The sequence below is a fragment of the Desulfocurvus thunnarius genome (assembly GCF_055390965.1).
This window is the reverse complement of record NZ_AP042411.1, coordinates 2,594,479-2,620,996: the sequence shown is the minus strand read 5'-3', so window position 1 is coordinate 2,620,996 and position 26,518 is coordinate 2,594,479. Positions and strand designations below refer to the sequence as shown.

Genomic DNA, 26,518 nt, shown 5'->3' with positions numbered 1-26,518 from the left:
CGCCGTTACGCGGTTTCTAGGGACAGCCCCGCCCGCTGTCAAGCCGCCCGGGTGTGCAAAAGCCGATGAAAACCGCTTTCATCTCTTGAATCCGGAGCATTTTGACCTATAGTACAGGCGAAGTACGACATTCCGGCCGCCCGCGCGCGGCCACGACCCCAACCCAAAGGAGAACAACCATGCCCAAGGCGAAGACCGACAAGGAAAAGCGCAAGGAAAAAGTCCTCGAAGTCCTGAACAAGGCCCGCGCCATGGAACTGTACGCCATCTCCCAGTACATGAACCAGCACTACGGCCTGGACGGCATGGACTACGGCGAGCTGGCCCGCGACATGAAGCTCATCGCCATCGACGAGATGCGCCACGCCGAGCAGTTCGCCGAGCGCATCAAGGAGCTGGACGGCGAGCCGACCACCGACCTGGCCGCCAAGGTCGTCAAGGCCCAGGACGTGCGCACCATCTTCCCCTTCGACGCCGACGTGGAAGACAACACCATCGACGTGTACAACCAGTTCCTGCAGGTCTGCCGCGAGTGCGGCGACAACGTGAGCTCCAAGCTCTTCGAGGCCATCATCGACGAGGAGCAGGGCCATTTCAACCACTTCGACAACGTGGGCAACCACATCAAGACCCTGGGCGACACCTACCTGTCCAAGATCGCCGGCACCTCCGCCAGCACCGGCGCCGCCAGCAAGGGCTTCTCCCTGGGCGCCGCCGAATAGGCCCCGCCCCACACGCAACGCAAGGCCCCGCTCCGGCAACGGAGCGGGGCCTTTTGCGTGGCCCGGGCCTGCCGCGCCGCGCGGGCAGGGCCTCAGGCGAAGCGGTACAGCATGGTCCTGACGACGCCAGCCCCGGCGGGCACCTCGCACAGCACCTCCCGCGAGGCGGGCGCGAGCCCGAAGGGCGGCTCCGTGAGCACCACGCCGCTGCGAAAGGCCAGCCGGATGTCCGCCCCGGCAGGCTTGTCCAGGTTCGCTTCGAAGGCGCCGCCCCCGGGCAGGTGCTCCGTGACGACCAGATAGCGGCAGCTTGCGGCCAGCTTCGCGGCGGCCGTGGCGATCTGGGCGTTGGACAGATGCTGCAACACCTGGCGCACGAAGATCACATCGGCGTGCGGCAATGCGTCCCGCACCAGGTCGAGCACCCGGAAATCGACATCGAGGTGCCGGAACTGCACCTTGTTGTGCGCTATCAACTCCTCGACGACATCGCAGGCCGTGTACGCGGCGCACAGGGGCCGCAGCCGCGAGCCGACGTTGAAATCCCCGCAGCCCACGTCCAGAGCGGAAAACCGGACCGGCGCGGCGGACAGGAAGCGCCCCACGGCGGTGACGTAGGGTTCCACGAACGCCGCGTCGTGCGAGCCCCGGCCCGAGAAAAACGGCTGCTCCGGGTCGTCGGAACGGCCCCAGTGCCCCTGCGCGTAGACCTTGCGGAAGACCTCCCGCGCCGAAACGTCCTCCGCCGGGGCACCCTGCGGCGGCGCCTGCTCCGCGCGCGGGGGGCGGTCGCCGGAGGTCCGGGCCCGGGCCCTTGCCGCAATCGCCTCGATCTGCGGCGCCAGTTCCGGGTGCTCGGTCACCAGTTGCTCTATGGCGGCCAGAACCGCCTGGAAAGGCTGTGTCATCCGTACCTCGCGCGCGGAGGCCGCCGCGGCGGCCCCGGCAGGAATCAATCCGCCCTCTTGCGCGCCACGACGCGCATGTCCCGCTCCGGAACGTGAAACTTGGCCTGATTGTCCAGAACGAGAATCTCGAACCCGATCCTGCCCAACTCGGCGGCCATCTCCGGCTTCGTCCAGACGTAGCGGTGCGTTTCGTAGTCCAGCCGGTCCCACTGGTTGCCGTAGAACTGGGTGAAGCCCTGGTTCAGCGTCCCCAGCGGCGTCTCGATGCTCATGCTGCCTTCCAGGTACATCCGGATGCAGCCGTCCAGGTCCGGGTGCTCCATCATCAGCAGGCCGCCCGGCCTGAGCAGGCGGTGGAACTGGGCCAGGAGGTCCAGCGCCTCCCAGCGCACGAAGTGTTCGAGCACGTGGATGAGGAGAATGCGGTCCACGCTGTCCGGGGCGGCATCGATGGCGCGGATGTCCATTTTCAGGTCGTAGTGCGCGCCGTCGCGCGACGTGTCGCCCGCCTCGTAGTCGTAGTTGTCGATGTTGATCCAACCGTCAAGGTTCTGGCCCCCGCAGCCGAGGTGCAGGTTGATCTCCGCCATGTTCCGGCGGCGGGCGTAGGCGTTGACCGCGTGTCTCATGCATTTCTCTCCCGGATCAGGGCGGTGAACAGGCGCAGGTGGTCCAGCACCCAGCGCTCCCACGTACAGTCGCGGACCATGGCGGCCAAACGCAGCTTCTTCGCGTACAACTCGCGCAACACCCGCTCCAGGCTGGAAAAATCGCCATTGTCGTAGGGGACGATGCCCTCGGGGAAGCGATCCGCAAAGCCCACGTCCGGCGGGCAGATGACCTGCTTGCCGCAGGCCAGCCCTTCCAGCAGGCACATCGGCCCGCCCTCGTAGCGCGAGGTCACCAGAACGTAGTCCAGCCTGCGGTAGAACGCGGGCAATTCCTCAAGGGTCAAACGGCCGTCGGAGACGGCAAGCTCCACGAACTCCAACCCGCCGACCTGTTGCAGCAGGTCCACGCCCTTGCGCTTTCCGTAGGAGTTGAAACGGCCGACGAACCCCAGGACGAGCTTGGGCGTGAACGCCGCCTCCACCCCGGGCAGGACCGTGGCCGCGCGGCAGCCCCGGCTCTCCAGCGCCCGGCGGTACTGGTCGCAATTGCAGACCGCCAGGTCCACATGGCGGGCGACCTCCCAGAACAGGCCGTTGTCCTCGGGATGGGTGAACCAGGCGGCGTCGAGCTTGGCCGTCGTCCGGCGCATCGTGGCGTAATTTATGAAATAATTGAGCTTTTGCGGCCCTGAGTCGAGCACGCCGCCGGGGGTCCACGTCTCCGGATCTTCGTAGTCCAGCCCGATGCTTTCGGGAATCCGCGCCAGCAGGTGCTCCGCCATGCGTTGTAATATCCAGCCATCCTTGGGATAGCAGACCGCGATCATCGCTCAGGCCCCCTTTGGGAAACGGCGCGACGCCTGCGGGGCGCGCCGGGCCCCCCGCCCGGACGCCGCAGGCAGTGAAACGGATAAAATGCAAAACATAGGCCAACGGTTTCGCCCTGCCCCGAGGCGCGCGGCCCCGGCCCGGGGAGCGTGGTTTTGGAATCAGGAACTCCGCGACAACACTGTGGAGGCCCGAATGCCAGCCCCACGCCGCCCTGTGCAGCAAATGCCGACCACGCGCCCGGGCCGGGGCATTCCAGGGGCATCGAAACGGCGGCAGCCGCACCCTTGCCGATTCCTCCTCCGTTTTCCCCCCCCCAATCGCGCTCTCCCCTTTGACAGCCCGCAAGAGAAGGCATAGCGTGCGAATGAAAATCAATCTCAAAAAGAAGGAGGTGGGACGACCATGGCCGAAAAAGGAAGGGAATTCAATGGCTTCATGGGTGGCGACTGGTACCGGCGCTGGGCCGCGCTGTTCGGCATGGGCCCCGGGTTCTATCGCCGGGGGCTCGGCGACCTGACGCTGGAAAGCGGAGCGCGCGCCCTGGACCTGGGCTGCGGCCCGGGAGCCCTCAGTCTGGCGCTGGCGGAGCGGGCCGCCCCCGATGCGTCCATCGTCGGGCTGGACCTGTCCGAAGACCAGTTGGCCTGCGCGCGCAGCCAGGCGGACAACGCCCCCTGTCCCGTGGAGTTCCGCCGGGGGTCCATGGACGAGTTGCCTTACCCCGACGGACATTTCGATCTCGTGATGACCTCCATGGCCCTGCACGAGACGCCGCCCGCCGTGCGCCGGGCGACCGTCGCCGAGGCCGCCCGCGTGCTCCGGCCCGGCGGCCGCTTCCTGCTGGTGGATTGGAGCAGGCCACGCCTGGGGCTGTGGGGCGTGGTCTGGTTCCCGCTGGTGTGCCGGGGCGAAAACAACCGCGACAACTGGAACAACGTCTACCCCGCCCTGTGCGCGGCCCAGGGGCTGGAACTCGTCCAGGACGGCTACATCAATTCCATAACCCGCCGCCAGCTCTTCCGCAGGCCCGAGGCCCCGCAGCCCGGCTAGGCTACTTGCCGCAGCACTTCTTGTACTTCTTGCCGCTGCCGCAGGGGCAGGGGTCGTTGCGGCCTGTCTTGGGCGCGTCGCGGCGCACGGTTTCGGGCTGCTGGGCGGCCTGGGCGCCGCCGGAGTAGCGCACCTTGGCGGGCTCCTCCTTGTGCTTGAAGTCCTCCTCCTCCACCTCGGCCTTGAGGCGCACGCGCACCAGGGCCCGCAGGGCGTGCTCCTTGATGCGCGCCAGCATGTCCTGGAACAGGGTGAAGCCTTCGCGCTTGTACTCCTGCTTGGGGTCCTTCTGGCCGTAGCCGCGCAGGCCGATGCCCTCGCGCAGGTGGTCCATGGCCAGCAGGTGTTCCTTCCAGTTGCGGTCCAGAGCGTCGAGCAGGAAATAGCGCAGGATTTCCTTGTACACGTCGGGCGCGCCCGCGCGCAGGGTGGAGAACTTGTCCATGACGCCCGCAAGGGCCTCGTCGCGGGCGGGCAGGTCGGCCTTCATGGTCTGGGCGTCCCAGAGGTCGAAAATCTCCTCCAGGCGCGCGGCGCAGTAGTCCACGTCCTCGGGGTCGGGCTGCTTGCTGGCGGCGATGGGCGCGTAGAGTTCCTCCAGCAGGTCGTCGGTGAATGCCTCGACCATCTCCTGAAGGCGCTCCTCGTCGGCGGCCATGATCTGGCGGCGCTGGGCGTAGATGGCGGCGCGCTGCTGGTTCATGGTGTCGTCGAAGTCCAGGAGCTGCTTGCGGATGTCGAAGTTGTGGGCTTCCACGCGCTTCTGGGCGTTCTCGATGGCCCGGGAGACCATGGCGTTCTCGATGGCGTCCTCCTCGTTCAGGCCCAGGCGCTCCATGATGCCCGTCAGGCGGTCGGAGCCGAACAGACGCATGAGGTCGTCGTCCAGGGCCAGGTAGAAGCGCGAGGCGCCGGGGTCGCCCTGGCGGCCCGAACGGCCGCGCAACTGGTTGTCGATACGCCGCGACTCGTGGCGCTCGGTGCCCAGGATGAACAGGCCGCCCAGGTCCTTGACGCCCTCGCCGAGCTTGATGTCCGTACCGCGCCCGGCCATGTTGGTGGCGATGGTCACCTTGCCGCGCTGCCCGGCCTCGGCCACGATCTCGGCCTCCTTCTCGTGCTGCTTGGCGTTGAGCACGTTGTGCGGCACGCGGCGCTTGGTGAGCATGGAGCTGATAAGCTCGGACTTGTCGATGGACACGGTGCCCACCAGCACGGGCTGGCCCTTCTTGTGCAGCTCCTCGATCTCGCGGACGATGGCCCGGTATTTGGCCTGCTGGTTCTTGTAGATGGCGTCGGGGTGGTCCTTGCGGACCATGGGCATGTTGGTGGGGATGGCCACCACGTCCAGGTCGTAGATCTGCTTGAATTCCACGGCCTCGGTGTCGGCGGTGCCGGTCATGCCCGAGAGCTTGGCGTACATGCGGAAGAAGTTCTGGAAGGTGATGGAGGCCAGGGTCTGGTTCTCGGCCTCGACCTTCACGCCTTCCTTGGCCTCCAGAGCCTGATGCAGGCCGTCGGAGAAGCGCCGCCCGGGCATGAGCCGCCCGGTGAACTCGTCCACGATGACCACCTGCCCTTCCTTGACGATGTAGTCGTCGTCGCGCTTGAAGAGCTTGTGGGCCTTGAGGGCCTGAAGGATGTGGTGCTGGTAGGTGATGTTGGCCGGGTCGTAGAGGTTGTCGATGTTCAGAATCTGCTCGCAGCGGGCCGAGCCTTCGTCGGTCAGGGCCACGGTGCGGGCTTTTTCGTCCAGGGTGAAGTCCTGGTCGGCCTTGAGGCCGGGGATGATGGCGTCGATCTGGGTATACAGGCCCACGGCCATTTCGGCCTGGCCGGAGATGATCAGCGGGGTGCGCGCCTCGTCGATGAGGATGGAGTCCACCTCGTCCACGATGCAGAAGTTCAGGTCGCGCTGCACGAGCTGTTCGAGGTAGAACTTCATGTTGTCGCGCAGGTAGTCGAAGCCGAATTCGTTGTTGGTGCCGTAAGTGATGTCGGCGCCGTAGGCGGCCTTGCGCTGGGCGTCGTCCAGGCCGTGGACGATGACGCCCGTGGACAGGCCGAGGAAGGAATAGAGTCGGCCCATCCACTCGGCGTCGCGCCGGGCGAGGTAGTCGTTGACGGTGACCACGTGGGCGCCCTTGCCCGTCAGGGCGTTGAGTACCACGGGCAGGGTCGCCACCAGGGTCTTGCCTTCGCCGGTGCGCATCTCGGCGATGCGGCCCTGGTGCAGGGTGATGCCGCCCACGAGCTGCACGTCGAAGTGGCGCATGTCCAGCGCGCGGCGCCCGGCCTCGCGCACCAGGGCGAAGACCTCGGGCAGCATCTCGTCCAGGCTGCGCCCGGCCTGGGCCTGGGCGCGCAATTCGCCCGTGCGCGCCGGGAAGTCGGCGTCGGCAAGCTTGCGCATATCCTGTTCCAGGCCGCCGATGGCGTCCACCAGGGGGCCGAGTTTTTTCAGGTAGCGCTCGTTCTTGGTCCCGAAGATCTTGCGGCCGATGAGCCCCAGCATATGCTTTCCTCGCTTGGCGTGGCGCGCGGCCCGGTCCGGGGCGCGCCGTTTGGGCAACGTGGTATGCGACTTTTCAAGAGATGTCGATGCAATCCAGCCAATGGGCCACGGCCACGCCCCCGGGGGCGGTGGCGGCAAGCTGCGTCAGGCAGCCGCTGCATCCGGACAGCAGCAGGTCGCCCTCGCGGGCGGCGCGGCGTTGCCACAGCCGCGCGGCCACGGCCTGCGACAGGCCCGGCGCGCCGAGCTGCATGACGCCGCCCAGGCCGCAGCAGTCGCGGCCGTCGCCCGCGTCCGGCTCCAGGCCCGGCAGGCCGGTCAGCCAGGCGCGGTCGGGGTCGTCGGCCCCGGCATGGCAGGGCGCGTGATACAGCACCCGCCCGGTCGGCGCGGCGACGGAAAAACGCACCGTACGCAACAGCCGCGACAGCGGCGTGACGGCCCGGGCCCAGGCGGCGGCCTCGGCGGCGTCCAGCCCGGCGGCGGGGTCCGCGGCGTAGGCGGACAGACCGTGGGTGCACGAAGCGCAAAACGTCACCACCCGGGGGCGGCCCGCCGCGCGCCACGCGGCCACGTTGCGGGCCACGGCCTCTGCCCGGGCCCCGGCCAGCCCGGCGTGGCCCAGGGTGGCGCCGCAGCAGCCCCAGCCGGGCTCGGGCCCGGGCTCGCAGCCCAGGCCGCGCAGCAGGGCCGTGGCCTTGCCCGCCCAGGCCGGGCGCAGGGTCCGCGCCAGGCACCCGCTGAAAAGTACGGTCTTCCCGGCGTCAGGGCAAGGCTCGAACGCCTCGGGCCGCAGCAGGGCCCGGGGCGCGGCCTGGACCATGGCCGCCAGCTTGCGGGCCGGGGAGCCCGGGCCGCCGCGCGGCCCCAGCAGGGCGCCCAGGCGCGCCGCCCCCGGCCACAGGGCGTCGGCCCCGCCGATCCAGGCCTTCCAGGCCCAGGCGGCGAAGCCGGGATGCCGCCCCCGGGCCCGGGCCACGGCGGCGGGCACGTCCAGCCGCTGGGGGCAGACCCGCGAGCAGCGCCCGCACGACAGGCACAGCCCGGCCAGATGCTCCACGCTCCGGGCGCTCAAGGTGCCGGGGGCCTCGTCCAGGCGGCGCAGGGTGAACAGCTTGGCCCGGGGGGACAGTTCCTCGCGCCCGGTGGCGGCGAGCAGCGGGCAGACTTCGAGGCAGCGGCCGCACAGGATGCACTGCGGCTCCTGCGGCCGCGCGGGGGAATCCATGATTTCTGGGCGCTCCGTGATGGTCTCGGGGTGGGGCCCTGCGCGCCTTGGCGCGCATCCATGGGGCAACAGAAGAAGATAAGCATGCTCCCGGCCCGCGTCAATGCGCCCCGAGGCCGGAAACGGCCTCCGGGCTCCGGCGGGGCATACGCGAACCGCCGCCCCGGCGCGCACGGCGAAACAGCCGCCCCCCGCGCCCTGCCCTGCGCGGGTTTCGCTTTACACCCTCCCCCGCCGGAGCTACTTCTGCCTTCGCCCCTCCACCTCCTGCCCGAGGCCTGCCGTGACTCCCGCCCTGCCCTCCGTCTCCCTGGTCCTGCCCGTGGCCGCGCTGACCATGGCCTCGCTGCTGTGGGCCGGGGCCTTCGTGGCCATGAAATACGCGGTGGCCATTTTTGATCCCATGGTCGTCGTCTTCGGGCGCATGGCCCTGGCCGCCCTGGTGCTGCTGCCCGTGGCCGTGCGCATGCATCCGCACCAGGACCGCCGCCCCGGCGACCTGCGCCTGCTGCTGTTCATGAGCCTGGGCGAACCGTGCCTGTATTTCGTATTCGAGGCCAATGCCCTGCGCCTGACCACGGCCTCCCAGGCCGGGATGATCGCGGCCGTCCTGCCGCTGATGATCGCCGGGGCGGCCGTGGCCTTCCTGGGCGAGCGCGTTTCGCGACGAACCATGGCCGGATTCGTGCTGGCCCTGGCCGGGGTGGCCTGGCTGTCCCTTTCGGGCCAGGCCAGCGAAAGCGCGCCCGATCCCCTGCTGGGCAACGTGCTGGAGGTTCTGGCCATGGCCTCGGCCACCTGCTACATCGTCACCGCCAAGCACCTCTCGGCGCGCTACAGCCCGCTCTATCTCACGGCGGTGATGGCCGTGGTCGGCACGCTGTTCTTCCTGCCCGCCCTGGCCCTGCCGGGCACGGAACTGCCGCGCAGCTTCCCGCCCCTGGCCGTGGGCAGCGTGGTCTTTCTGGGCCTGGGCGTGACCCTGGGCGCCTACCTGTGCTACAATTACGGGGTCAAATACCTGCCCGCCAGCCAAGCCGGGGCGTTCATGAACCTCATCCCGGTGGTGGTGGTCCTCCTGGGCTGGTGGCTGCTGGGCGAGGTCTTCACACCCCAGCAGTTCGCGGCCTCGGCCCTGGTGCTCGGCGGGGTGCTGCTCTGCCGCGAGGCACGCCCGGGCGACGAGGACGCGACCCACTGAGGGAAAAGGCTTTTCCCCCTGCGGCCTTTCTGGTATAGCTGAACCAAACCGGGAAAGGCGGACCAGACGGACCCATGGAGAACGGACGCGACACCGGGCCCGAAACCGGGACCTGGGACGTGAGCGGCGTGATGGAAGCCGCTTGCGGCGGTTTGTGGGCCTACGACCTCGACCGGAAGGATTTCCTTTGCGGCCCCGGTCTCCCGGAGCTTACCGCCTGCGGCGCAACCCCGCGAACCTGCCGTTCCCCCTTCTGCCGCCACCTGCTGCACCCCGACGACCTGCCCGAACTGGACCAGGCCCTGGAAGCATGCTCCGCGGGCGCGAGCATGCGCCTGGAACTGGCCGTCCGCCTGCGCAGGCCGGATGGCGGCTGGCGGCCCCTGCTTCTGCGCGGGGCGACCCTGGCCGAGGACGACACTTCCCGGCGCATGGAGGGACTGGCCGTGACCACCACCGACGAACCCGAACTCCCCGAGGAATGGAATCTCTTCGCCAGCGTCTTCGAGCACGCCCAGACCGCCATGCTGCTCATCGACCCCGACTCCGGCCGCATCGAGGAAGCCAACGCCATGGCCTGCCGCTTCTACGGCTACCCGTGTGAAATCCTGCGGACCATGACCATCCTGGACATCAACGCCCTGCCTCCTGAGAAGGTCCGTCGGGAGATGGAGGCCGCCCGGCGCACGCGGCGCACCTTCTTCCACTTCCGCCACCGCCTGGCCTCGGGCGAACTGCGCGACGTGGAGGTCCACTCCGGCCCGGTGCGCGTCCACGGCCGCAACCTGTTGTGCTCCATCATCCACGACGCCACCGACCGCCTGCGCGCCGAAGAGGCCCTGCGCCGCAGCGAGGCCTTCATGTCCGGCCTCTTCCGCGCCGCGCCCGTGGGCATGGGCACCGTGCGCGAGCGCGTCATCGGCACGGTCAACGACGTGCTCTGCCGCATGCTCGGCTACGAGGCCGACGAACTGCGCGGCAAAAGCGCGAGCATCCTCTACCCAAGCCCCGAGGAATTTCTGCGCGTCGGGCTCGTGCGCTCCCCGCTGGTGGAGCGCTTCGGCAGCGGCACGGTGGAGACCGTGTTCCGCCGCAAGGACGGCACGCCGCTCAACGTGCTGCTCGGCTCGGCCTGGATGGACCCCGAGCGCCCCGAAGAGGGCATGATCTTCACCGTGCTGGACATCACCGAGCGCAAGCACGCCGAGCAGGAACTCTCGCGCGTGCGCCGGGCCATGCACCAGTTGGCCGACGCCATGCCCTCGGCGCTGTTCGTGGTCGATGCCCGGGGGCGGATCACCCTGTGCAACGGCGCGGCCCAGGCCCTGTGCGCGGGTGCGCATGTCGTGGGGCTGCCCTTTGCCCAGGCCCTGCCGGGCTTCCCGGGGCTCGACGACATGCTGCGCACCCTGCGCGAGGGCGGCGCGCCCCTGTCGCGCAAGGCCATGCCGCGCGAAATGGACGGCGGCCTGCGCTACTGGGACCTGCTCATCTACCCCCTGGACCCCCAGGCCCCCCCCGGCCGGACAAACGACACGGACGAGACGGGCGGCGCCGGGGAAACCGGCGGGGACGGCACCGGGCAGGCCGTGGTGCGCCTGGACGAGGTCACCGAGCGGGTGCTCATGGAGGAAACCCTGATCCAGAGCGAAAAAATGATGAGCGTCGGCGGGCTGGCGGCGGGCATGGCCCACGAGATCAACAACCCCCTGGCGGGCATCCTTCAGGGCGCCCAGAACATCCGCCGCAGGCTCGACCCCGACCTGCCCGCCAACCGCGAAGCCGCCCAGGCCCACGGCTGCCCCATGGACGCCATGGCCGCCTACATGGAAGAGCGCGGCATCCCGCGCTTCCTCACGGGCATCATCGATTCCGGCAGCCGCGCGGCGGCCATCGTGAGCAACATGCTCAATTTCGCCCGCGGCGGCCAGGCCGCCCACGCCCCGCTGGACCTGAACCAATGCCTGCAAGGCGCCCTGCAACTGGTGGAGGGCGGCTACGACCTCGCCCGGGGCTACGACTTCCGGCGGATCGAGATCGTCGCCGAGCTGGACCCGGCCCTGCCCGAAATCCCCGGCTCGGCCCAGGAGCTGCAACAGGTTTTCCTCAACCTGCTGACCAACGCGGCCCATGCCCTGGCCTCGCGTGCAAGCGGGGCAGCTCCCCCGCGCATCACCCTGCGCACCAGCGCCACCTCCGACGCCGTGCTCGCCGAGGTAGAGGACAACGGTCCCGGCATCCCCGAAGACCGGCGCGGACGCATCTTCGACCCCTTCTTCACCACCAAACCCCCCGGCCAGGGCACCGGCCTGGGCCTGTCCGTGTCCTATTTCATCGTCGCGCGCAACCACGGCGGCGCCATCAGCGTGGAATCCCAGCCCGGCGCCGGGGCGCGCTTCACCGTGCGCCTGCCCCGAAGCGGCCCGCGCCGCACTCCGCACGCCGACGGCAAGGAGTAGCGGCAACGCGGCCTCCGGCGGCCGGGGCGCCGCCCCGGACCCCGCCAAGGGGCGCCGCCCCCTGGACCCCCGCAAGGGGTCGGGGACCCCTTGACCCCGCACGCCGTCCCGCGACCGCGCGGGAGGAACGGGCACGGCCGGGAGGCCGTCCGGGTATGCCGAGCACCCGCCGCCCCCCGCAAACAAAACCCAAAGGGAGGGGTCGGGAACGTAAGGCTCCAAGCCTCGCGTTCCAAAGAAAAAGGTCTTTTGGGAAAGGGGGATGGGGGTGCGGGGGAAGGGGGAGAACCCTTTTCTCCTCAAGAAAAGGGTTCTCCCCCTTCCCCCGCCGGCCTCGGCCGCCCGGGCGGCCCGCCGGGCAGCGCTAGTAGGCCTTGCCGGGGTTCATGATGCCGTGGGGGTCGAAGGCGGCCTTGATGCGCCGCATGAGGTCGCGCTCGCGCGGGGAGATTTGCTCGTCCAGGTAGGGCAGCTTGGTCAGGCCCACCCCGTGCTCGCCGGACATGGTGCCGCCCAGGGCCAGCACGTGGCCGAGGATGGCCCGTTTGGCGGCCACGGCGGCCTCGGCCTGCCGCCGGGCGTCGTACATGATGTTCACGTGGATGTTGCCGTCGCCCAGGTGGCCGAAGGCCAGGATGTTCAGCCCCCGTTGCGCGGCCACGGCGCGGATGTGCTCCAGGGCCTGACCCACGCGCCCGCGCGGCACGGTGATGTCGTCGCTCATCTTGTCCGGCGCGATGGTGAACGAGGCCGGGTTGATGAGCCGCCGCACCTCCCACAGGCGCTCCTCGTCGGCGCCCATGCCGTGCTCCAGGAACACCGGCGCCGTGGCGCCCAGCACGCGGTCCAGCCGCCGCAGGTCGGCCTCCAGGGCCTCGCGCCCGCCGTCCAGGCGCAGCAGCAGCGCCGCGCGCACCTCCGGGCCCCAGGGCACCTCGCCCACGCGGCTTACGGCCTCCAGCACCGTCTCGGTCATGAACTCCATGGCCGTGGGCAGGATGCCCGCGCCCAGCACCGCCCTGGCCGCGGCCAGGGTGGCGTCCACCCCCGCGTAGCCCGCCAGCACCGAGGCCGTGGCCTCGGGCCGGGGCAAAAGCTTCAGGATCAGCTCCGTGAACAGGCCCAGGGTGCCCTCGCTGCCCACGAAAAGCCGCGTCAGGTCCAGGCCGACCACGTTCTTGTGGTTGCGCCCGCCCGTGCGCAGCACGTCGCCCCCCGGCAGCACCGCGCGCACGCCCAGCACGTGTTCGCGCGTCACGCCGTACTTCACGGCGCGCATGCCGCCCGCGTTGGTGGCCACGTTGCCGCCGACGGTGGACACGCGCACGCTGGCCGGGTCCGGCGCGTACATCAGCCCGCGCGCGGCCAGTTCGCGTTGCAGGTCGCCGGTGACCACCCCGGGCTGAACCACGGCGCAGAAGTCTTCGCCGTCCACGTCCAGGATGCGGTTCATGCGCAGGGTGGAGACCACCACGCCCCCGCCCCGGGGCACGCAGTCGCCGACCACGTTGGTGCCCCGGGCCCGGGGGAACAGCGGCACGCGCTCGGCGTGGGCCCAGGCCAGCAGGGCCACGGCCTGCTCCTCGGTCTCCACGCGGACCACGGCCCACGGCGCGTCCACCAGGCGGCTGGAATCCGTGCCGAAAATGGCCGTGGCCTCGGCGTCCAGCAGGCAGCCGTCGCCGGGGAAGGTTTCGCGCAAAAAGCGCCGCCGGCTCCTGTCCAGGCCCATGGCGCCCTCTAGTAGCGCGCCAGCTCGCGCGCGGTGTCGCGGGCGATGTCGCGGTTCTTGATGTCGTCGCGCCGGTCGTGGACCTTCTTGCCCCGGCCCAGGGCGATTTCCAGCTTGACCCGGCCCTGCTTGAGGTACAGGCGCACGGGCACCACCGTCAGCCCCTTCTGCTCCACCTTGGCCTGAAGCTGGGCGATCTCGTGGGCGTGCAGCAGGAGCCTGCGCTCGCGCTCGGGGTCGTGCCCGGTATGCACGGCGTTCTCGTAGGGTGCGATATGCACGCCCACGAGCCAGGCCTGCCCGTCCTTCAGGCGCACGTAGCCGTCCTTGAAGCTGACGTGCCCGGCGCGCAGGCTTTTGACCTCCGAGCCCATGAGGGCGACGCCCGCCTCGAAGGTTTCCAGCAGCTCGTAAAGCCGCCGGGCGTTCTTGTTGCTGGCGATGAGTTTTTCGCCGGTCCTGGGTTTCTGGGTCATGGTCAGATCAGATCCTCGGATTCGATGAGCGAGGAGAAGAAGGTCAACTCCTCGGGGAAGCGCTGGAAGATGGTGTCCATGACCAGCTTGTTGATCTTGTTCACCGTGCGGCATTCGAGCACGCGGCGCAACAGGTCCTTGCATTCGGCCATGGTGGTCTGGCGGATGATGCGCTTGATGCCCGGGATGGCCTGGGGGTTCATGGACAGGGAATCGATCTGCATGCCCATGAGGATGGGCACGCAGAACGGGTCCGCCGCGACCTCGCCGCACAGGCTGACCTCGATGCCGCTCTGGTGCGCGGCGTCCACCACGTGCTTGATGGAGCGCAGGATGGCCGGGTGCAGCGGCTGGTAGAGGTACGACACGTTCTTGTTGGTCCTGTCTATGCCCAGGGAGTACTGGATCAGGTCGTTGGTGCCGATGGAAAAAAAATCCGTCTCCTTGGCCAGCAGCTCGGCGGTCATCACCGCCGAGGGCAGCTCGACCATGATGCCCACGGGCATTTCCTCGTTGAAGGGCACGCCCTCGCCGCGCAGCTCGTGCTTGGCGATGTTGAGCACCTTGTTGGCCTCGCGCAGCTCGCGCAGCCCGGAGATCATCGGGTACATCATGGCCACGTTGCCCCCGGCGCTGGCGCGCAGGATGGCCCGGATCTGGGCCTTGAACAGCTCCTTGTGCTGGAGGCAGAAGCGGATGGAGCGCAGGCCCAGGGCCGGGTTGCGCTCGTCGATGGCCCCGAGTTGCGACACGACCTTGTCCGCGCCCAGGTCCAGGGTGCGGAAAACGATCTTGCCCGGCGCCAGGGAGGTGGCCAGCCCGATGTACTCGCGGGTCAGTTCCTCCTCGTTGGGCAGGGCCATGCGGTTCATATAGGAATATTCCGTGCGGTAGAGCCCCACACCCTCGCCGCCCAGATCCTGCACGGCGGCGACCTCCTCGAACAGCTCGATGTTGGCCAGCACCTGCACGCGGTAGCCGTCGATGGTCTCGGCGGGCAGGTGGCAGTTGCGGATGATCGCCTTCTGGTACAGTTCGAACTGGTTCTGGAGCAGGGAATATTCCAGAATCTCGTCCTCGCCGGGCTCGACCAGGATGCGGCCCTTGAGGGCGTCGATGATGACCATCTGCCCGTCGCGGACCTCGTCCTCCAGCTCCTGAACGCCCACCAGCGAGGGGATTTGCAGCGAGCGGGCCAGGATGCCGGTGTGCGAGGTCTTGCCGCCCTCGGCGGTGGTGAAGGCCATGATCTTGTCCACTTCGAGGCCCACGGTGTCCGCCGGGGCCAGGTCGTGGGCCATGAGGATGATGCGGCCCTCGATGTCGCGCAGCTCGCGGGCCAAGCCCATGAGCTTGGACTGCACCCGGTCGGCCACCAGGCGCACGTCCTGGATGCGCTGGCGGATGTATTCGTCCTCGATGGCCGCGAACTTGCCTTCCAGCTCCTTGACGGCCTTGAGCAGCGCCCATTCGGCATTGATGCGCATGCGCTCGATGAACCCGCAGGCCGATTCGCACAGCTTGGGGTCGCGCATGATGGTCACGTGGGAATCGATGAGCAGGGAATGCTCGCGCAGCTCGGCGGGCACCTGCTCGCGGGCGGTTTCCAGCTCCTGGGCGGCCTGGGCCAGGGCCTGGCGCAGGCGGTCCTGCTCCCCGGCCACCAGGTGCGAGGCGATGGACTGGCGCGGGATGCTGCCGTAGAGCCTTCTGTTCATGAAGAAGGCCTTGCCGATGGCGATGCCCGAGGAAACCGGGATGCCGGTCAGGACCTTGCGCGCCACTATTTCTCCTCGCCGAAGCGCCTGCTGAAGAGTTCCTGAAGGGTCTGCACGGCCAGGGGCGCGTCCCGCCCCGTGGCCCGCACGGTCATGGTGCAGCCCGGGGCGGCGGCCAGGGTCAGGATGTCCAGGATGCTCTTGGCATCCACCTCCTGCCCGCCGACGACCAGGGCGATGTCGCACGAAAAACGCTGCGCCTCTTGGGCGAGGCGGGCGGCGGGCCGGGCGTGCAGCCCCAGCTCGTTGCCCACGCACACCTCGGCGCTCACGCTTTCTCCCTGTGCGATCTCCTCGTTGTTCACGGAAGCCTCCTTCCCTATGCCGCGCCCAGGCGCGGGGTGCAAGCGTCTAGACCCAGCCCGGCAGCAGCCCGGCCACAAGGCCGAGGAGCCACGGCAGACCGAGATACGCGGCCACGGCCAGGGCCGCGAGAATCTCCCGCGAAATCCCTGTGGCCGACAGGATCATGCCCACGGCGCCGAAGGCGAAGCCGGTGGGCAGCCAGAGAAACCAGGCGATGTTCCCGGGCCAGGCCAGGGCCCAGAATGCCACGAGCAGAACGGCATTGAACAGCTTGATGCGCTGGCTCCAGTTGATGAGGTTCCAGCGCCCCAGGCGATGCAGGAAGGTCAGCCCCTCGCAAAAGCCCAGCCAGAAGGTCAGGGCCTTGAAAACCAGAAGCCCCTGGAACAGCAGCGCCCCCAGGGCCACGGCCAGGGAGCCGTGCCCCGCCACCACCAGACAGGCGCAGGACAGGGACCACAGCACCAGCACGCTGCCGCCGAACAGCGAATCGCCGATGGCCGACAGGGTGTAGACCGTGGTGGAACGCACGCTGTCGAGCATGTCCGCCGGGAACAGGCCCTTGGCGATCTTGCGCTCCATGCCCAGAAAGATGCCCACCAGAAGGGGCGTCCAGAAAGGGTGGGTGTTGTAGTGCGTGGCGTAGCGCACCCGCGCCTGACGCAGGGCCTCGGGGTCGCGGTAGAGTTGGACCAGCCCGGGGTCGATGGCGTAGGCCAGCCCGATGTTCTGCATGCCCCGGGTGTTGAACCCCGCACCCACCAGCCAGGTGCGCAGCAGGCAACGCAGCAGCACCCGCGCCGAGGGGAACGCGCCGGACGCCTGGGGCGCGCCGGAGGCGGGAGCGGTGGTCCGCTGGGTGGGCAGGTGCACGTGCTCTCCCGTGGTGCGTTGCAGGGGCGCGGCGGACAATCCGGCGCGGGGTCAGCGGCCCAGGTCGCCCAGCAGGGCGTAGGCCTGCCCGGTGCTCCAGCCCGGGGCGCGGGCCGCCGCGCGGCGGGCCACCTCGCGGGGCTTGCCTCCGGCGGCCAGTTCCTCGCGCAATATGGCGCGCAGGCCGTCCTCGTCCACGGCCCGGGCCCCCGGGGCGGGCGGCCCGACGACCACCGTGAACTCGCCCAGCAGGGACACGTCCAGGTCCCCCAGGGCATCCAAACGCCCTAATGTAAATGTCTCGTGAATCTTGGTCAATTCGCGCGCCACGCAGACTTCGCGCGGGCCGAGTGCGGCATGGGCCGCCTCCAGGCTGTCCAGGAGCCGGTTCTTGCGCTCGAAAAACACCAGCGTCGCCCCGGTCGCGCCGTGGGCCTCCAGCAGGCGGCGGCGGTCGCCGTCCTTGCGGGGCAGAAAGCCCAGAAAGGTGAACGGCAGCGGCGGCAGCCCGCAGGCCATGAGCGCCGCCAGGGGCGCGCTGGGCCCCGGCACGGGCACCACGGCCAACCCGGCCTCGCGGCAGGCGCGCACCAGGGCGAATCCGGGGTCGGAGAGCAGCGGCGTGCCCGCGTCGGACACCAGCGCCGCGCTGCCGCCCTCGCCCACCAGGGTCAGCACGCGGCCCAGGCGCTCCTGCTCGTTGTGCTCGTGGCAGCTTACGAAGCCCCGGGCCGGGATGTCCAGGGACTTGAACAGCGCGCCCGTGCGCCGGGTGTCCTCGGCCAGGACGAGATCCACCCCCGCCAGCACCTCGCGGGCGCGGGCCGACAGGTCGCCCAGGTTGCCCAGCGGCGTGGCCACCACGTACAGCGCGGGCGCCAACGGCCGGGCGGGAGCGTCGTTCACCACGGCTGCCAGCCCCCTTCCCCGCCCGATCCCGAGCCCGGGCTCAGGTCGAACGCGTTTTCCACATGCTCCACCGCCATGCGCCCCCTGTCCTCGACCACGGCCAAAAGGTCGAAGCGGCAGGGCCGGTCCCAAGCGTCGTGCGCCGTCAGCCACTCTCCGGCGGCGCGGGCTAGGTTGCGGCGCTTGGCCGGGGTCAGGGCGTCGTGGGGCGTAGCCATCTGGCCCGCGGTGCGCGTCTTGACCTCGGCGAAGACCAAGGTGCCGCGCCGCTGGCACACGATGTCCAGCTCGCCGCCCCGGCCACGCCAGTTGCGGGCCAGAACGGCGTAGCCCCGGGCCGCGAGGTGCGCTGCGGCGGCCTCCTCGCCCCGGCGGCCCAGGCTCAGATGCCCGGCAGGCACAACGAATCCTCGCGGCGGCGCGCCCGGGGGCGCACGCCCTGGAAGGTGCGGCGGTGCAGGCGGCAGGGGCCCAGGCGTTCCAGGGCCGCCATGTGCGCCCGGGTGCCGTAGCCCTTGTGGACCTCCAGCCCGTAGCCCGGGTAGCGCCGGGCCAGGGCGACCATCAGCCGGTCGCGGAAGGTCTTGGCCAGCACCGAGGCGGCCGAAATTTCCGGGATTTTCGCATCGCCGCCGACCACGGCCCGCTGGGGCAGGCCCAGGCCGGGCACGGTCTTGTCGCCGTCCACGGCCACGAAGACCGGGCGCGCGCGCAGGTGCGCCACCGCTCCGGCCATGGCCGCGAAGGTCGCCCGCAGGATGTCCAGGCGGTCGATATCCGCAGGCCAGACCACACCCAGGGCCCAGGCCGCGGCCTGGGCCTTGATGGCCGGTTCCAGCGCCAGACGGCGCCGTTCGGACAACTGCTTGGAATCGCCCAGGCCGGGCAGGTCGAAGCCCGGAGGCAGAATGACGGCGGCGGCCACCACAGGACCGGCCAGACAGCCCCGCCCGGCCTCGTCAACACCGGCAAAAGGCCGGGGAAACGCTTCCCCGGCCCCTTGGTGACAGCTCAACAGCGACATGGGTCGCCTCCCGCCGCGCTCACGGATGCGGGCGCGAACCCGCCAAAGACCCCAGGGGGATTAATCCCACTGGTTCTTGGTCTTGATGCGGGCGGCCTTGCCCTTGAGGTTGCGCAGGTAGTAGATGCGGCTGCGGCGCACGCGGCCCTCGCTGACCAGCTCCACGCGCTCGATGAACGGGCTGTGCATGGGGTAGATGCGCTCCACGCCCACGCCGTCGGACACCTTGCGCACGGTGAAGGTGGCGTTGGTGGTGCCGCGATGCACGCGCATGACCACGCCCTGGAACACCTGGATGCGCTCCTTGCCGCCCTCGATGATGCGCTGGTGCACCTTGACGGTGTCGCCCGCCTTGAACTGCGGGATGTCGATGCGCAGTTGCTCCTGCTCGATCTTCTTGATGATGTTCATATCAAAACTCCTTGCACGGAATGTTTTCTCGCGTTGCGAAGCGTCTAATACAGGTCGCCCAGCACGCGGTCAACGATCATTGCCGCCGCCGCGCGTACGGGCAGGTGATTGTACCCGCCCAGGGCATGCAGGGGCCGCAGCACGCCGTCGGCCCGTTCCAGAATTTCCGGCGCCAGCCCGTGACCCGTGCCCAGGGCCAGAACCACCGGCCCCCGGCCCAGCCAGGCGCGGACCCGGCCCGGGGTCGCGCTCCCCGCGCCGCGCGCGCTGGTGGCCACCACCCGGGGCGCCTGCCCGCAGCGGCGGGTCACGTCGGCCACGATTTCGTCCAGGTCCGTGGCGGCGCGCACGAGGCCCAGGGCCTCGGCCCGGTCCGCGTTGGCCTCGCGGCCCGGCCCGTCCAGCCAGTGGGTCAAAAGGGCGTCCAGCAGGGCGCGCTGGTCCACGAGGGGCGTGGCGACGTAGTATCCGCCGAGCCCGCACGTTCGGGAAACGCGGGCTATATCGTGAACGTCGAGATTTGTCAAAGACACAGCCACGGTCTGCCCGAATTTGTTCAGCACCGGGGCGTGCAGCAGCGCCAGATACAGATTGCGGCCCAGGCCGGGCCCCGCCGCGCGCCGCGCCCGGCGCAGCACGGCCATGTCCGCCTCGTCCAAGGCGGTCTCGGCCAGCAGGTCGGGCCGCCGGGCGAGGGTCGTCTCCAGGGCCCGCTCCCGGCGCCAGACCGCCACCCGTCCGTGGTCGCCCCCGGCCAGCACCTGCGGCACCCGCAGCCCCCGGAATTCCTCGGGCCGCGTATAGTGCGGATATTCCAGGAGCCCCTGGGAAAAACTCTCCTCGTCGGCGGACTCGTCGTGGCCCATGAACCCCGGCAGCAGCCGCGACACGGCCTCCACCAGGCACAGCGCGGCGGACTCGCCCCCGCCGAGCACGAAATCGCCCACCGAAACCTCCTCCAACGGAAAGGCCTCCAGCAGGCGCTGGTCGATGCCCTCGTAGCGCCCGCAGACCAGGGTCAGGGCCTGCTCGGCGGCCAGTTCGCGGGCCAGGGCCTGATCCAGCCGCCTGCCGCGCGGCGAGAGGTAGAGCATCCGCCCGGGCCGGGGGATGCTCTCCAGGGCCGCCGCCAGCGGCGGGCAGGCCATGACCATGCCCGGGCCGCCGCCGTAGGGCCGGTCGTCCACCGTGCCGCGCTGGTCCGCGGCGAAATCGCGCGGATTGACGCGGGCGAACTCCACCAGCCCGGCCTGGGCCCCGCGGGCCACCAGCCCGCTGGCCAGAGGCGAGTCGAAAAACTCGGGGAACAGGGTCACCAGGGTGAAACGCACGCGGGCTCCGGGCGGGGCTAGGCGCCGCCGCCGTCGAGATAGAGGTCCAGCAGCCCCGGGGGCGGGGCGATGGTCACCGTACCCGCCTCGGGGTCCACGGCCACCAGGAATTCCCCGACCACCGGGAAGAGCACCTCGCCCCCGTCGTCGGTGGCGATGGTCCAGACCTCCTGGCCGCCGGGCAGCATGATGTCCGTGACCACACCCAGGCGCTTGCCGTCTTCGAGCAGCACCGTCAACCCTTCGATCTCATGGAGGAACAGCTCGTCCTCCTCCGGGGCGGGCAGGTCGGCCTTGCGCACCAGGATCTCCTGGCCGCGCAGGGCCTCGGCCGCGTCGCGGTCGGCCACACCCGTGAGGGTCAGCAGCACCAGATCCTTGTGCTCGCGCCAGGAGGCGACCTCCACCCGGCGGGGCCGGGTCGGGGCCTGCTTCCGGGCCCGGGCCACCTGCGCCGGGCGCAGCGGGCCGGGCCCCAGGGCCGCCAGCGGGTCGGGCCGGGGCGTGCGCGGCCCCGGGCGCAGATACACGCACGGCACCGCGTCGAACAAAAAAGGGGACTGCGCGTGGCACGCCACGCGCAGTTCCCCGCGAATTCCATGGGGCTTCAGGATTTCGCCGACCACGACGAAATCCTTGTCCACGTCCTGCACCGCCCCTCCGGCTGGCTGCAATTGGCCGCCCCCCGGCCCGCCCGGGCGCCACGCGTCACAGCGCACCGGGCGACCGCGCACCGGACGCCCGGACCACGCCGCCAGCCGCCGCGTGGCGGCCGGCGGCCTACTCGATGATTTCGAGTACGGCCCGTTTCCTGGCCTTGGTCGAGGCCGCGCCGATGATGGTGCGCATGGCCCGGGCCGTGCGGCCCTGCTTGCCGATGACCTTGCCCAGATCTTCCTTGGCCACCTTGAGTTCGATGACCGAGGTCTGTTCGCCCTCGATCTCCGAGACGGTCACGGCGTCGGGGTTGTCGACCAACGACTTGGCAATGTACGAGATCAGGTCCTTGAGCATGATACCCTCCGCATCGCAACGTGAGCTGGACGCCTCGCAGAACATTGCCGCAGGCCGCCGGGAGACGGCGGAACGGAAAAGGCGCCTACTCGGCGGCCTGGGCGGCCTGCTTGAGCAGCGCGCGGACCGTGTCGGAGGGCTGGGCCCCACGCTCGATCCACATCTTGGCCTTTTCCTGGTCCACCTTCAGCTCCACCGGCTCGACCATCGGATTGTAGTACCCGATGTAGTCCAGGGCCCGGCCATCACGGCGGGTGGGGCTGTCCACGGCGACAATGCGGTAGAACGGACGCTTCTTGGAACCCATTCTGGTCAAACGAAGCTTCATAGCCATCTTTTCTATACTCCCACTGGTAGATTATTACAATTTCAATAATAAAAGCAAGCAGCCGGAGGAAACCGACTGTTTTCCTTTTTGCCGTGTATTTGCAAGCGCCCCGGGCCAGCCGCAGCCCGGATTGCGCCACCTAACGCTTCTTTTTCTTCTGCTTTGCAGGCTTGACCCGCTTCTTGCGTTCCTTCCTGGCCTTGGTAAAGCCGCTCTTGGCCGGGCCCTCGCCGCCCATGCCGGGCATGCCCGGCATGGCGCCGTCCAGCCCTTCCATTCCGGGCATGCCGCCCAGCCCGGGCATCGCGCCCGCCCCGGGCAGCCCCGGCATGCGCCCGGCCATGCCCGGCGGCAGCTTGGGCATCTTGGGCATGCCGCCCTTCTTGCCCTTCTTGCCGCCCATCATCTGGCGCATCATCAGGCGCATGCCCTCAAAATTCTTGATGAGCTGGTTCACGTCGTCCACGGCCAGCCCCGAGCCCCGGGCAATGCGCTCCTTGCGGCTCTTGTCGATGAGCGCCGGGTTGCGCCGCTCGGCCTGGGTCATGGAGTTGATCATCGCCTCCACGCGCCCCAGTTCCTTGTCCGGCACCTTCATTTCCCCGAGCTTGTCCTTGAGGGCGCCCATGCCGGGGATGAGCTTCAGGATGCTCTCGAAGGAACCGATCTTCTTCAGCCGCCGCATCTGGGTGCGGAAGTCCTCGAAGTCGAACTCCGCGCGCTGGAACTTCTGGCCCAGGCGCTCGGCCTCCTCCTCGTCCATGGTCTCCTGGGCCTTCTCGATGAGCGTCAGCACATCGCCCATGCCCAGAATGCGCGAAGCCACGCGGTCGGGGTGGAAGATTTCCAGGTCGGAGGCCTTCTCGCCCATGCCCACGAACTTGATGGACTTGCCCGTGACGTGCTTGATGGACAAGGCCGCGCCGCCGCGGGCGTCGCCGTCCATCTTGGTCAGCACCACGCCGGAAATGTCCAGCTTGGCGTCGAAGCTCTCGGCCACGGTCACGGCGTCCTGGCCGGTCATGGCGTCGGCAACGAACAAAATCTCCTGCGGGCGCACGGCCGCCTTGATGGCCGCAAGCTCGCCCATGAGCGCCTCGTCAACGTGCAGGCGGCCCGCCGTGTCCAGCAGGACCACGTTGCAGCCCTGCTCGCGGGCGGCCACGACGGCGGCGCGGGCGATGTCCACCGGGTCGTCGCCCGAGGCCGACGGATGCACCGGCACGTCGAGCTGGCGCGCCAGGGTCGTCAACTGGTCGATGGCCGCCGGGCGGTACACGTCCGCAGGGACGAGGTACGGCTTCATCTTATGCACCCGGCGCAAGTACAAAGCCAGCTTGGCCGAGGAGGTCGTCTTGCCCGAGCCCTGCAGGCCGACCATCATAATGACGGCCGGGGCGCCGCGCAACTCCAGACCCTTGGCCTCGCCGCCCAGAAGCTGCACCAGCTCGTCGTGGACGATCTTGACCACCTGCTGGCCGGGGGTCAGGCTGCGCAGCACCTCCTGGCCCAGGCAGCGCTCGCCCACGCGGGCCGTGAACTCCTTGGCGACCTTGAAGTTGACATCGGCCTCCAGGAGCGCAAGACGCACCTCGCGCAGGCCCTCCTGGATGTTGCTCTCATCCAGTCGGCCCTGACCCTTGAATTTTTTGAATACGCCGCCCAGGCGGTCTTGGAGGCTTTCAAACATGCGCTGCTGGCTCCTGCAAGCAAAAAGAGCTTCTCATTAAAGAACCGCCGCTGATTCGTCAAGTGGCGAGACAAGCGGCCCCGGGCGCGCGGGGCGGGCGGGGAAAGGCGGGAACGGAAGGGGGGATCCTTTTCCCCTCAGAAAAAAGGGTTCCCCTTCCGCCCTCCGCACCCCATCCCTCTCCCCAAAGACCTTTCCCCATGGAAAAGGCTGCACGGCCGGAGTGGCGCGCTCTTTTCGTGCCTGAACGATTGTTCCTTTCGCGGAGAGAGGGCACCGTCGGAGCCTCCGCGCCTGTCCGCAGCGCTCCGGCTCGCCGTCCGCCACTCCCGCCCCGCAACCGCGCGGCGCTTTGCCGCGCGGTTGCGGGACGGCGTGCTGGGTGCAGAGGCCGTTGCCCCTGCCGGGGGTCCAGAGGGCGGCGCCCCCTGGCGCCCCCTCCCCTCCGGGGGCAACGCCCCGGCGGAATCAGCGCAGGCCCATGGGATGGTGGGCGCTGTCCGCGGGGGTGTAGTCCGTGCCCACGTGGCACAGGGCGCAGTTGCCGTCCTTGCCCAGTTGGGCGTTGGTGCCCATGTACTGCATGGGCTGGATGCTGTCGCGGTAGGCGCCGTAGCCCGAATCCTCGCGGGCGGGATACGTGGAATGCGGCGCGCCGTGGCAGGCCGGGCAGCGCAGGGCGTCCATCTGGTCGCCGCGCACGCGGAACAGCTCGCCGGGCCCGGCGGTCCACTCCCCGAAGGTCTCGAACTCCTGGGGCGGCGCGAAGTCGCGGTGGCAGTTCAGGCAGTCGGGGTTGTTGATCCAGGCCTGACGCGGGGGCACCTGTTCGGCGGATTCCACGTTGCGCACGGGCAGCTTGGCCAGGAGCTTGTCCATGCCGGGCACCCCGGCCTCCTGCTGGCCGCGCACGAGGCCCCGGGCGTGGTCTTCCAGCGGCCCGTGGCAGTTCAGGCAGGTCATGCCCAGGGAATCGTGGTGGTCGCGCAGGCAGCGGGTCGGGCCTTCGGGGTTGTTGGGGTGGCAGGCGGCGCAGGCTTCCTCGGCGCGGTCGGTCAGGTAGTTGGCGTGCCAGCCGTGGATGGCGGCGGACAGGCTGGGCATGCCGGGCTTGCCCGGGGCGCCGATGGCGGCGTCGGGGTGACAGCCCTGGCAAAGCACGGCGTTGCCCGACTTCGCCCGCGCCAGCAGGTCGGTCTTGTTGATGCGGTCATGCACGGCAAGCACGTCGGTGCTGGTGGCGTCGGTGAATCCGGCCACGCCGTCCACGCGCCAGGTGCCGCCGTGGCAGTTCTTGCAGCCCATCTCCGACGACGTGGGCGCGACCACGCGGGTGCTGGCCAGCAGCTTGCCGCTGGCGGCGTCGCGGGCCTCGATGGTGAAGGTCGGATAGGGGTTGAAGCCACCACCGTCGGGGTAAGGCACCACGGGGATGAGCGCGGCCTCGAACATGCGTTCGTCGGCGCGCAGGTCCATGGTGCCGGACAGGCCCTTGCCCGCCAGCCCGACGTTATCGGGCAGCTCCTTGCCGAAGAGCTTGTCTTCCACATCCCAGAAACGCACGTGGGCCGAGGGCGTCTCGAAGCCGGGCTCCACGGCGTAGGTCACGGTCACGCCCTCGGTGACCAGCTCTGGCGAGGCTCCGCGCCGCACGAGCTGGCAGCGCAGGTCGTTGGCCGGGGGCAGCAGTATCCAATAGGGTTCGGAGTCGGACAGGCAGTGCATGCCCAGGGTATTCCAGGCCAGCAGCACGTACTCGTCGGCGTCCTTGTCGAAAGCGGGGATGGCGATGTCGCCGCCGGGCGGGGTGAAGCCGGTCTCGTAGGCCGGCTTGTCGGCGCCGTGCAGCCCGACAACCAGGAAGCGGGCCAGGGCCATGCGCTCGTCGCGGGTGCCCAGGAAGGGCGGCATGTAGTCGCGGATCTTGCCCTGGCCGTTCAACTGGGCGTCCATGCCGAAAACGCTGTACTTGGCGGTCAGCGGCCGGATGTCGTTGGAGGGACCGTCGATGCTGTGGCAGGACTGGCACTGGCCCATGAACAGCTCGCGCCCGGCGTCGAGCACGTTGTCTTCGGTGATTTCCTTGTGTTTGGCCCACAGGGTGCGCGCCAGCCAGCCCGTTTCGTTGATGGCGCCCGCCTCGGCCACGCGGGCCTGGTTGGAGTAGATATGATCGGTGATGACATAGGGCCTGCGGGCGGACTCGCGGGTGTACTCGAAGCCGCCGATGTAGACCAGCCCCAGAGCCAGCAGGACCAGGGCCACGGGCTTGCGCACGGCGTCGGCGCGCGGGGCGGCCATGACCAGGGCCAGGGCCATGATGGCCGGGCCGCTGATGAACAGGGCGCGCACGTAGCGCACCAGCTCCGGGTTCCAGCCGTCGACCATGACCTGACGCCCCTCGGGCAGCACGGCGTAACACCACCACCCGGCCGGGACCATGAGCACCAGGGGAATGCAGGTCCACTTGGCGGTGTAGCGCATGAGGGAATCGCGGACCTTGGGGTCGGCCATGCGCGTGGCGGTGAAGAAACCGAAGAGCCCGGCGATGGAGAAGCACATCATGGACCGGAAGGCGAGCTGCGGCCAGAAGGCGGGGTTAAAGAAACCGTCCCAGAAGCTCTGGGTTTCGGGCCAGCGCCCGGGCAGGAGCATGGCGCCGATGATGCCGTTGATGATGAACAGCGACAGGAAGCCGAAGCAGAAATAAATCCAGCCCACGGTGAGATGCTCGCGGCGGCGCATCTTGCCGAAGGTGTAGTAGTACACCAGCAGAGCCACGATCTCGCCGAAGAAGAAGACCCACTCCGTGGACCACCCGAAGGTGAAGGCGCGGATGAGGGTCAGGGTCGCCGTGGGGCTCGTCAGGGCGATGATGAACCAGATGGCCACGCCGGTCAGGCTGCCGAAGACCATGGTCAGCAGCAGGAAGAACAGGGTGTGGCGCTTGGCGTAGGCCAGGATTTCCGGGGAATTTTCGCGGTGGCCCTTGAGTTCGGTCAGCGGCAGGAAGAGCCCGCCGCCCACGGCGAAGTGAGCCACGTAGACGTGAATGACCGCGATCCAGGCGATGAGCACGCCCCCGCCGAAGAAGGGCACGTTCCAGATGGGGTAATCCATG

General features: G+C 69.3%; 24 protein-coding genes. 4 read left to right on the top strand and 20 right to left on the bottom strand.

Annotated elements, in window-relative coordinates; genetic code table 11:
- Positions 1-179 precede the first annotated feature (179 nt).
- Positions 180-722 carry a ferritin-like domain-containing protein gene (locus ACZ5KV_RS11400; RefSeq protein ID WP_464239427.1) on the top strand — a complete coding sequence of 181 codons (543 nt, stop codon included), beginning with the start codon at positions 180-182 and terminating at the stop codon, positions 720-722.
- A 92-nt stretch (positions 723-814) separates the two neighbouring features.
- On the opposite strand, the gene ACZ5KV_RS11395 is transcribed toward ACZ5KV_RS11400, so the two are convergent.
- From ACZ5KV_RS11395 to ACZ5KV_RS11385, 3 genes are read right to left on the bottom strand one after another with little or no spacing between them, the layout of a single operon-like run.
- Positions 815-1,630: a class I SAM-dependent methyltransferase gene (locus ACZ5KV_RS11395; protein WP_464239426.1), complete on the bottom strand. Its 816-nt coding sequence runs from the start codon at positions 1,628-1,630 to the stop codon at positions 815-817.
- Between the two features lie 44 nt (positions 1,631-1,674).
- Entirely contained in the window at positions 1,675-2,259 is a 585-nt protein-coding gene (locus ACZ5KV_RS11390; RefSeq protein ID WP_464239425.1) for a class I SAM-dependent methyltransferase, read from the bottom strand.
- Positions 2,256-3,068, bottom strand: coding sequence for a glycosyltransferase (locus ACZ5KV_RS11385; RefSeq protein ID WP_464239424.1), 813 nt, complete (start codon positions 3,066-3,068; stop codon positions 2,256-2,258). The genes ACZ5KV_RS11390 and ACZ5KV_RS11385 overlap by 4 nt, the downstream gene beginning before the upstream one ends.
- A 406-nt stretch (positions 3,069-3,474) precedes the next feature.
- On the opposite strand from ACZ5KV_RS11385, the gene ACZ5KV_RS11380 reads away from it, so the two are divergent.
- The gene (locus tag ACZ5KV_RS11380; RefSeq protein ID WP_464239423.1) at positions 3,475-4,122 is read left to right on the top strand and encodes a class I SAM-dependent methyltransferase; all 648 of its coding nucleotides are present in this window, start codon (positions 3,475-3,477) and stop codon (positions 4,120-4,122) included.
- Position 4,123: 1 nt separating this feature from the next.
- Here ACZ5KV_RS11380 and secA read toward each other — a convergent pair whose 3' ends face one another.
- Positions 4,124-6,637: a preprotein translocase subunit SecA gene (secA, locus tag ACZ5KV_RS11375; protein WP_464239422.1), complete on the bottom strand. Its 2,514-nt coding sequence runs from the start codon at positions 6,635-6,637 to the stop codon at positions 4,124-4,126.
- A gap of 73 nt (positions 6,638-6,710) precedes the next feature.
- Positions 6,711-7,865 (bottom strand): (Fe-S)-binding protein, encoded by a 1,155-nt coding sequence (locus ACZ5KV_RS11370; protein WP_464239421.1) that lies wholly within the window; start codon positions 7,863-7,865, stop codon positions 6,711-6,713.
- Positions 7,866-8,148: 283 nt separating this feature from the next.
- On the opposite strand from ACZ5KV_RS11370, the gene ACZ5KV_RS11365 reads away from it, so the two are divergent.
- Both ACZ5KV_RS11365 and ACZ5KV_RS11360 read left to right on the top strand, forming a co-directional pair.
- Positions 8,149-9,066: a DMT family transporter gene (locus tag ACZ5KV_RS11365; protein ID WP_464239420.1), complete on the top strand. Its 918-nt coding sequence runs from the start codon at positions 8,149-8,151 to the stop codon at positions 9,064-9,066.
- 74 nt (positions 9,067-9,140) lie between these two features.
- Complete coding sequence (locus tag ACZ5KV_RS11360; RefSeq protein WP_464239419.1) at positions 9,141-11,525, top strand: PAS domain S-box protein; 2,385 nt, start codon at positions 9,141-9,143, stop codon at positions 11,523-11,525.
- A gap of 364 nt (positions 11,526-11,889) precedes the next feature.
- Here ACZ5KV_RS11360 and ACZ5KV_RS11355 read toward each other — a convergent pair whose 3' ends face one another.
- The 15 genes from ACZ5KV_RS11355 to ACZ5KV_RS11285 form a co-directional block, all read right to left on the bottom strand.
- The gene (locus tag ACZ5KV_RS11355; protein WP_464239418.1) at positions 11,890-13,257 is read right to left on the bottom strand and encodes an FAD-binding oxidoreductase; all 1,368 of its coding nucleotides are present in this window, start codon (positions 13,255-13,257) and stop codon (positions 11,890-11,892) included.
- Between the two features lie 8 nt (positions 13,258-13,265).
- On the bottom strand, positions 13,266-13,733 hold the full coding sequence (smpB, locus tag ACZ5KV_RS11350; RefSeq protein WP_464239417.1) for an SsrA-binding protein SmpB: 468 nt from the start codon (positions 13,731-13,733) through the stop codon (positions 13,266-13,268).
- 2 nt (positions 13,734-13,735) lie between these two features.
- Positions 13,736-15,517 (bottom strand): phosphoenolpyruvate--protein phosphotransferase, encoded by a 1,782-nt coding sequence (gene ptsP / locus ACZ5KV_RS11345; protein ID WP_464239416.1) that lies wholly within the window; start codon positions 15,515-15,517, stop codon positions 13,736-13,738.
- Complete coding sequence (locus ACZ5KV_RS11340) at positions 15,517-15,816, bottom strand: HPr family phosphocarrier protein (RefSeq protein WP_464239415.1); 300 nt, start codon at positions 15,814-15,816, stop codon at positions 15,517-15,519. Before ACZ5KV_RS11340 ends, ptsP begins: the two co-directional genes overlap by 1 nt.
- Positions 15,817-15,862: 46 nt before the next feature.
- The gene (locus ACZ5KV_RS11335; RefSeq protein WP_464239414.1) at positions 15,863-16,690 is read right to left on the bottom strand and encodes a PTS system mannose/fructose/sorbose family transporter subunit IID; all 828 of its coding nucleotides are present in this window, start codon (positions 16,688-16,690) and stop codon (positions 15,863-15,865) included.
- Positions 16,691-16,741: 51 nt separating this feature from the next.
- The gene (gene rsmI, locus ACZ5KV_RS11330; RefSeq protein WP_464239413.1) at positions 16,742-17,599 is read right to left on the bottom strand and encodes a 16S rRNA (cytidine(1402)-2'-O)-methyltransferase; all 858 of its coding nucleotides are present in this window, start codon (positions 17,597-17,599) and stop codon (positions 16,742-16,744) included.
- A complete protein-coding gene (locus ACZ5KV_RS11325; RefSeq protein WP_464239412.1) occupies positions 17,593-18,000 on the bottom strand; it encodes a YraN family protein in 408 nt (135 codons plus the stop codon). Before ACZ5KV_RS11325 ends, rsmI begins: the two co-directional genes overlap by 7 nt.
- Positions 17,982-18,623: a ribonuclease HII gene (locus ACZ5KV_RS11320; protein WP_464239411.1), complete on the bottom strand. Its 642-nt coding sequence runs from the start codon at positions 18,621-18,623 to the stop codon at positions 17,982-17,984. Before ACZ5KV_RS11320 ends, ACZ5KV_RS11325 begins: the two co-directional genes overlap by 19 nt.
- Before the next feature lie 60 nt (positions 18,624-18,683).
- Positions 18,684-19,034: a 50S ribosomal protein L19 gene (rplS, locus tag ACZ5KV_RS11315; protein WP_464239410.1), complete on the bottom strand. Its 351-nt coding sequence runs from the start codon at positions 19,032-19,034 to the stop codon at positions 18,684-18,686.
- Between the two features lie 44 nt (positions 19,035-19,078).
- Entirely contained in the window at positions 19,079-20,365 is a 1,287-nt protein-coding gene (trmD, locus tag ACZ5KV_RS11310; RefSeq protein ID WP_464239409.1) for a tRNA (guanosine(37)-N1)-methyltransferase TrmD, read from the bottom strand.
- Between the two features lie 17 nt (positions 20,366-20,382).
- A complete protein-coding gene (rimM, locus tag ACZ5KV_RS11305) occupies positions 20,383-21,018 on the bottom strand; it encodes a ribosome maturation factor RimM (RefSeq protein ID WP_464239408.1) in 636 nt (211 codons plus the stop codon).
- Between the two features lie 127 nt (positions 21,019-21,145).
- Entirely contained in the window at positions 21,146-21,379 is a 234-nt protein-coding gene (locus ACZ5KV_RS11300) for a KH domain-containing protein (protein ID WP_464239407.1), read from the bottom strand.
- 85 nt (positions 21,380-21,464) lie between these two features.
- Positions 21,465-21,713 carry a 30S ribosomal protein S16 gene (rpsP, locus tag ACZ5KV_RS11295; protein WP_464239406.1) on the bottom strand — a complete coding sequence of 83 codons (249 nt, stop codon included), beginning with the start codon at positions 21,711-21,713 and terminating at the stop codon, positions 21,465-21,467.
- A gap of 133 nt (positions 21,714-21,846) precedes the next feature.
- Positions 21,847-23,397 carry a signal recognition particle protein gene (gene ffh / locus ACZ5KV_RS11290; protein WP_464239405.1) on the bottom strand — a complete coding sequence of 517 codons (1,551 nt, stop codon included), beginning with the start codon at positions 23,395-23,397 and terminating at the stop codon, positions 21,847-21,849.
- Positions 23,398-23,865: 468 nt separating this feature from the next.
- The gene (locus ACZ5KV_RS11285) at positions 23,866-26,517 is read right to left on the bottom strand and encodes a cytochrome c (RefSeq protein ID WP_464239404.1); all 2,652 of its coding nucleotides are present in this window, start codon (positions 26,515-26,517) and stop codon (positions 23,866-23,868) included.
- Position 26,518 lies beyond the last annotated feature (1 nt).

Excerpts from the sequence above, each read along its gene's own strand:
- ACZ5KV_RS11395 (WP_464239426.1), bottom strand. The coding sequence starts at position 1,630 with ATGACACAGCCTTTCCAGGCGGTTCTGGCCGCCATAGAGCAACTGGTG.
- ACZ5KV_RS11285 (WP_464239404.1), bottom strand. The coding sequence starts at position 26,517 with ATGGATTACCCCATCTGGAACGTGCCCTTCTTCGGCGGGGGCGTGCTC.
- rpsP (WP_464239406.1), bottom strand. The coding sequence starts at position 21,713 with ATGGCTATGAAGCTTCGTTTGACCAGAATGGGTTCCAAGAAGCGTCCG.
- smpB (WP_464239417.1), bottom strand. The coding sequence starts at position 13,733 with ATGACCCAGAAACCCAGGACCGGCGAAAAACTCATCGCCAGCAACAAG.
- ACZ5KV_RS11400 (WP_464239427.1), top strand. The coding sequence starts at position 180 with ATGCCCAAGGCGAAGACCGACAAGGAAAAGCGCAAGGAAAAAGTCCTC.
- ACZ5KV_RS11300 (WP_464239407.1), bottom strand. The coding sequence starts at position 21,379 with ATGCTCAAGGACCTGATCTCGTACATTGCCAAGTCGTTGGTCGACAAC.
- ACZ5KV_RS11380 (WP_464239423.1), top strand. The coding sequence starts at position 3,475 with ATGGCCGAAAAAGGAAGGGAATTCAATGGCTTCATGGGTGGCGACTGG.
- ACZ5KV_RS11385 (WP_464239424.1), bottom strand. The coding sequence starts at position 3,068 with ATGATCGCGGTCTGCTATCCCAAGGATGGCTGGATATTACAACGCATG.
- secA (WP_464239422.1), bottom strand. The coding sequence starts at position 6,637 with ATGCTGGGGCTCATCGGCCGCAAGATCTTCGGGACCAAGAACGAGCGC.
- ACZ5KV_RS11390 (WP_464239425.1), bottom strand. The coding sequence starts at position 2,259 with ATGAGACACGCGGTCAACGCCTACGCCCGCCGCCGGAACATGGCGGAG.
- ACZ5KV_RS11360 (WP_464239419.1), top strand. The coding sequence starts at position 9,141 with ATGGAGAACGGACGCGACACCGGGCCCGAAACCGGGACCTGGGACGTG.
- ACZ5KV_RS11370 (WP_464239421.1), bottom strand. The coding sequence starts at position 7,865 with ATGGATTCCCCCGCGCGGCCGCAGGAGCCGCAGTGCATCCTGTGCGGC.
- ffh (WP_464239405.1), bottom strand. The coding sequence starts at position 23,397 with ATGTTTGAAAGCCTCCAAGACCGCCTGGGCGGCGTATTCAAAAAATTC.
- ACZ5KV_RS11355 (WP_464239418.1), bottom strand. The coding sequence starts at position 13,257 with ATGGGCCTGGACAGGAGCCGGCGGCGCTTTTTGCGCGAAACCTTCCCC.
- ACZ5KV_RS11320 (WP_464239411.1), bottom strand. The coding sequence starts at position 18,623 with ATGTCGCTGTTGAGCTGTCACCAAGGGGCCGGGGAAGCGTTTCCCCGG.
- rplS (WP_464239410.1), bottom strand. The coding sequence starts at position 19,034 with ATGAACATCATCAAGAAGATCGAGCAGGAGCAACTGCGCATCGACATC.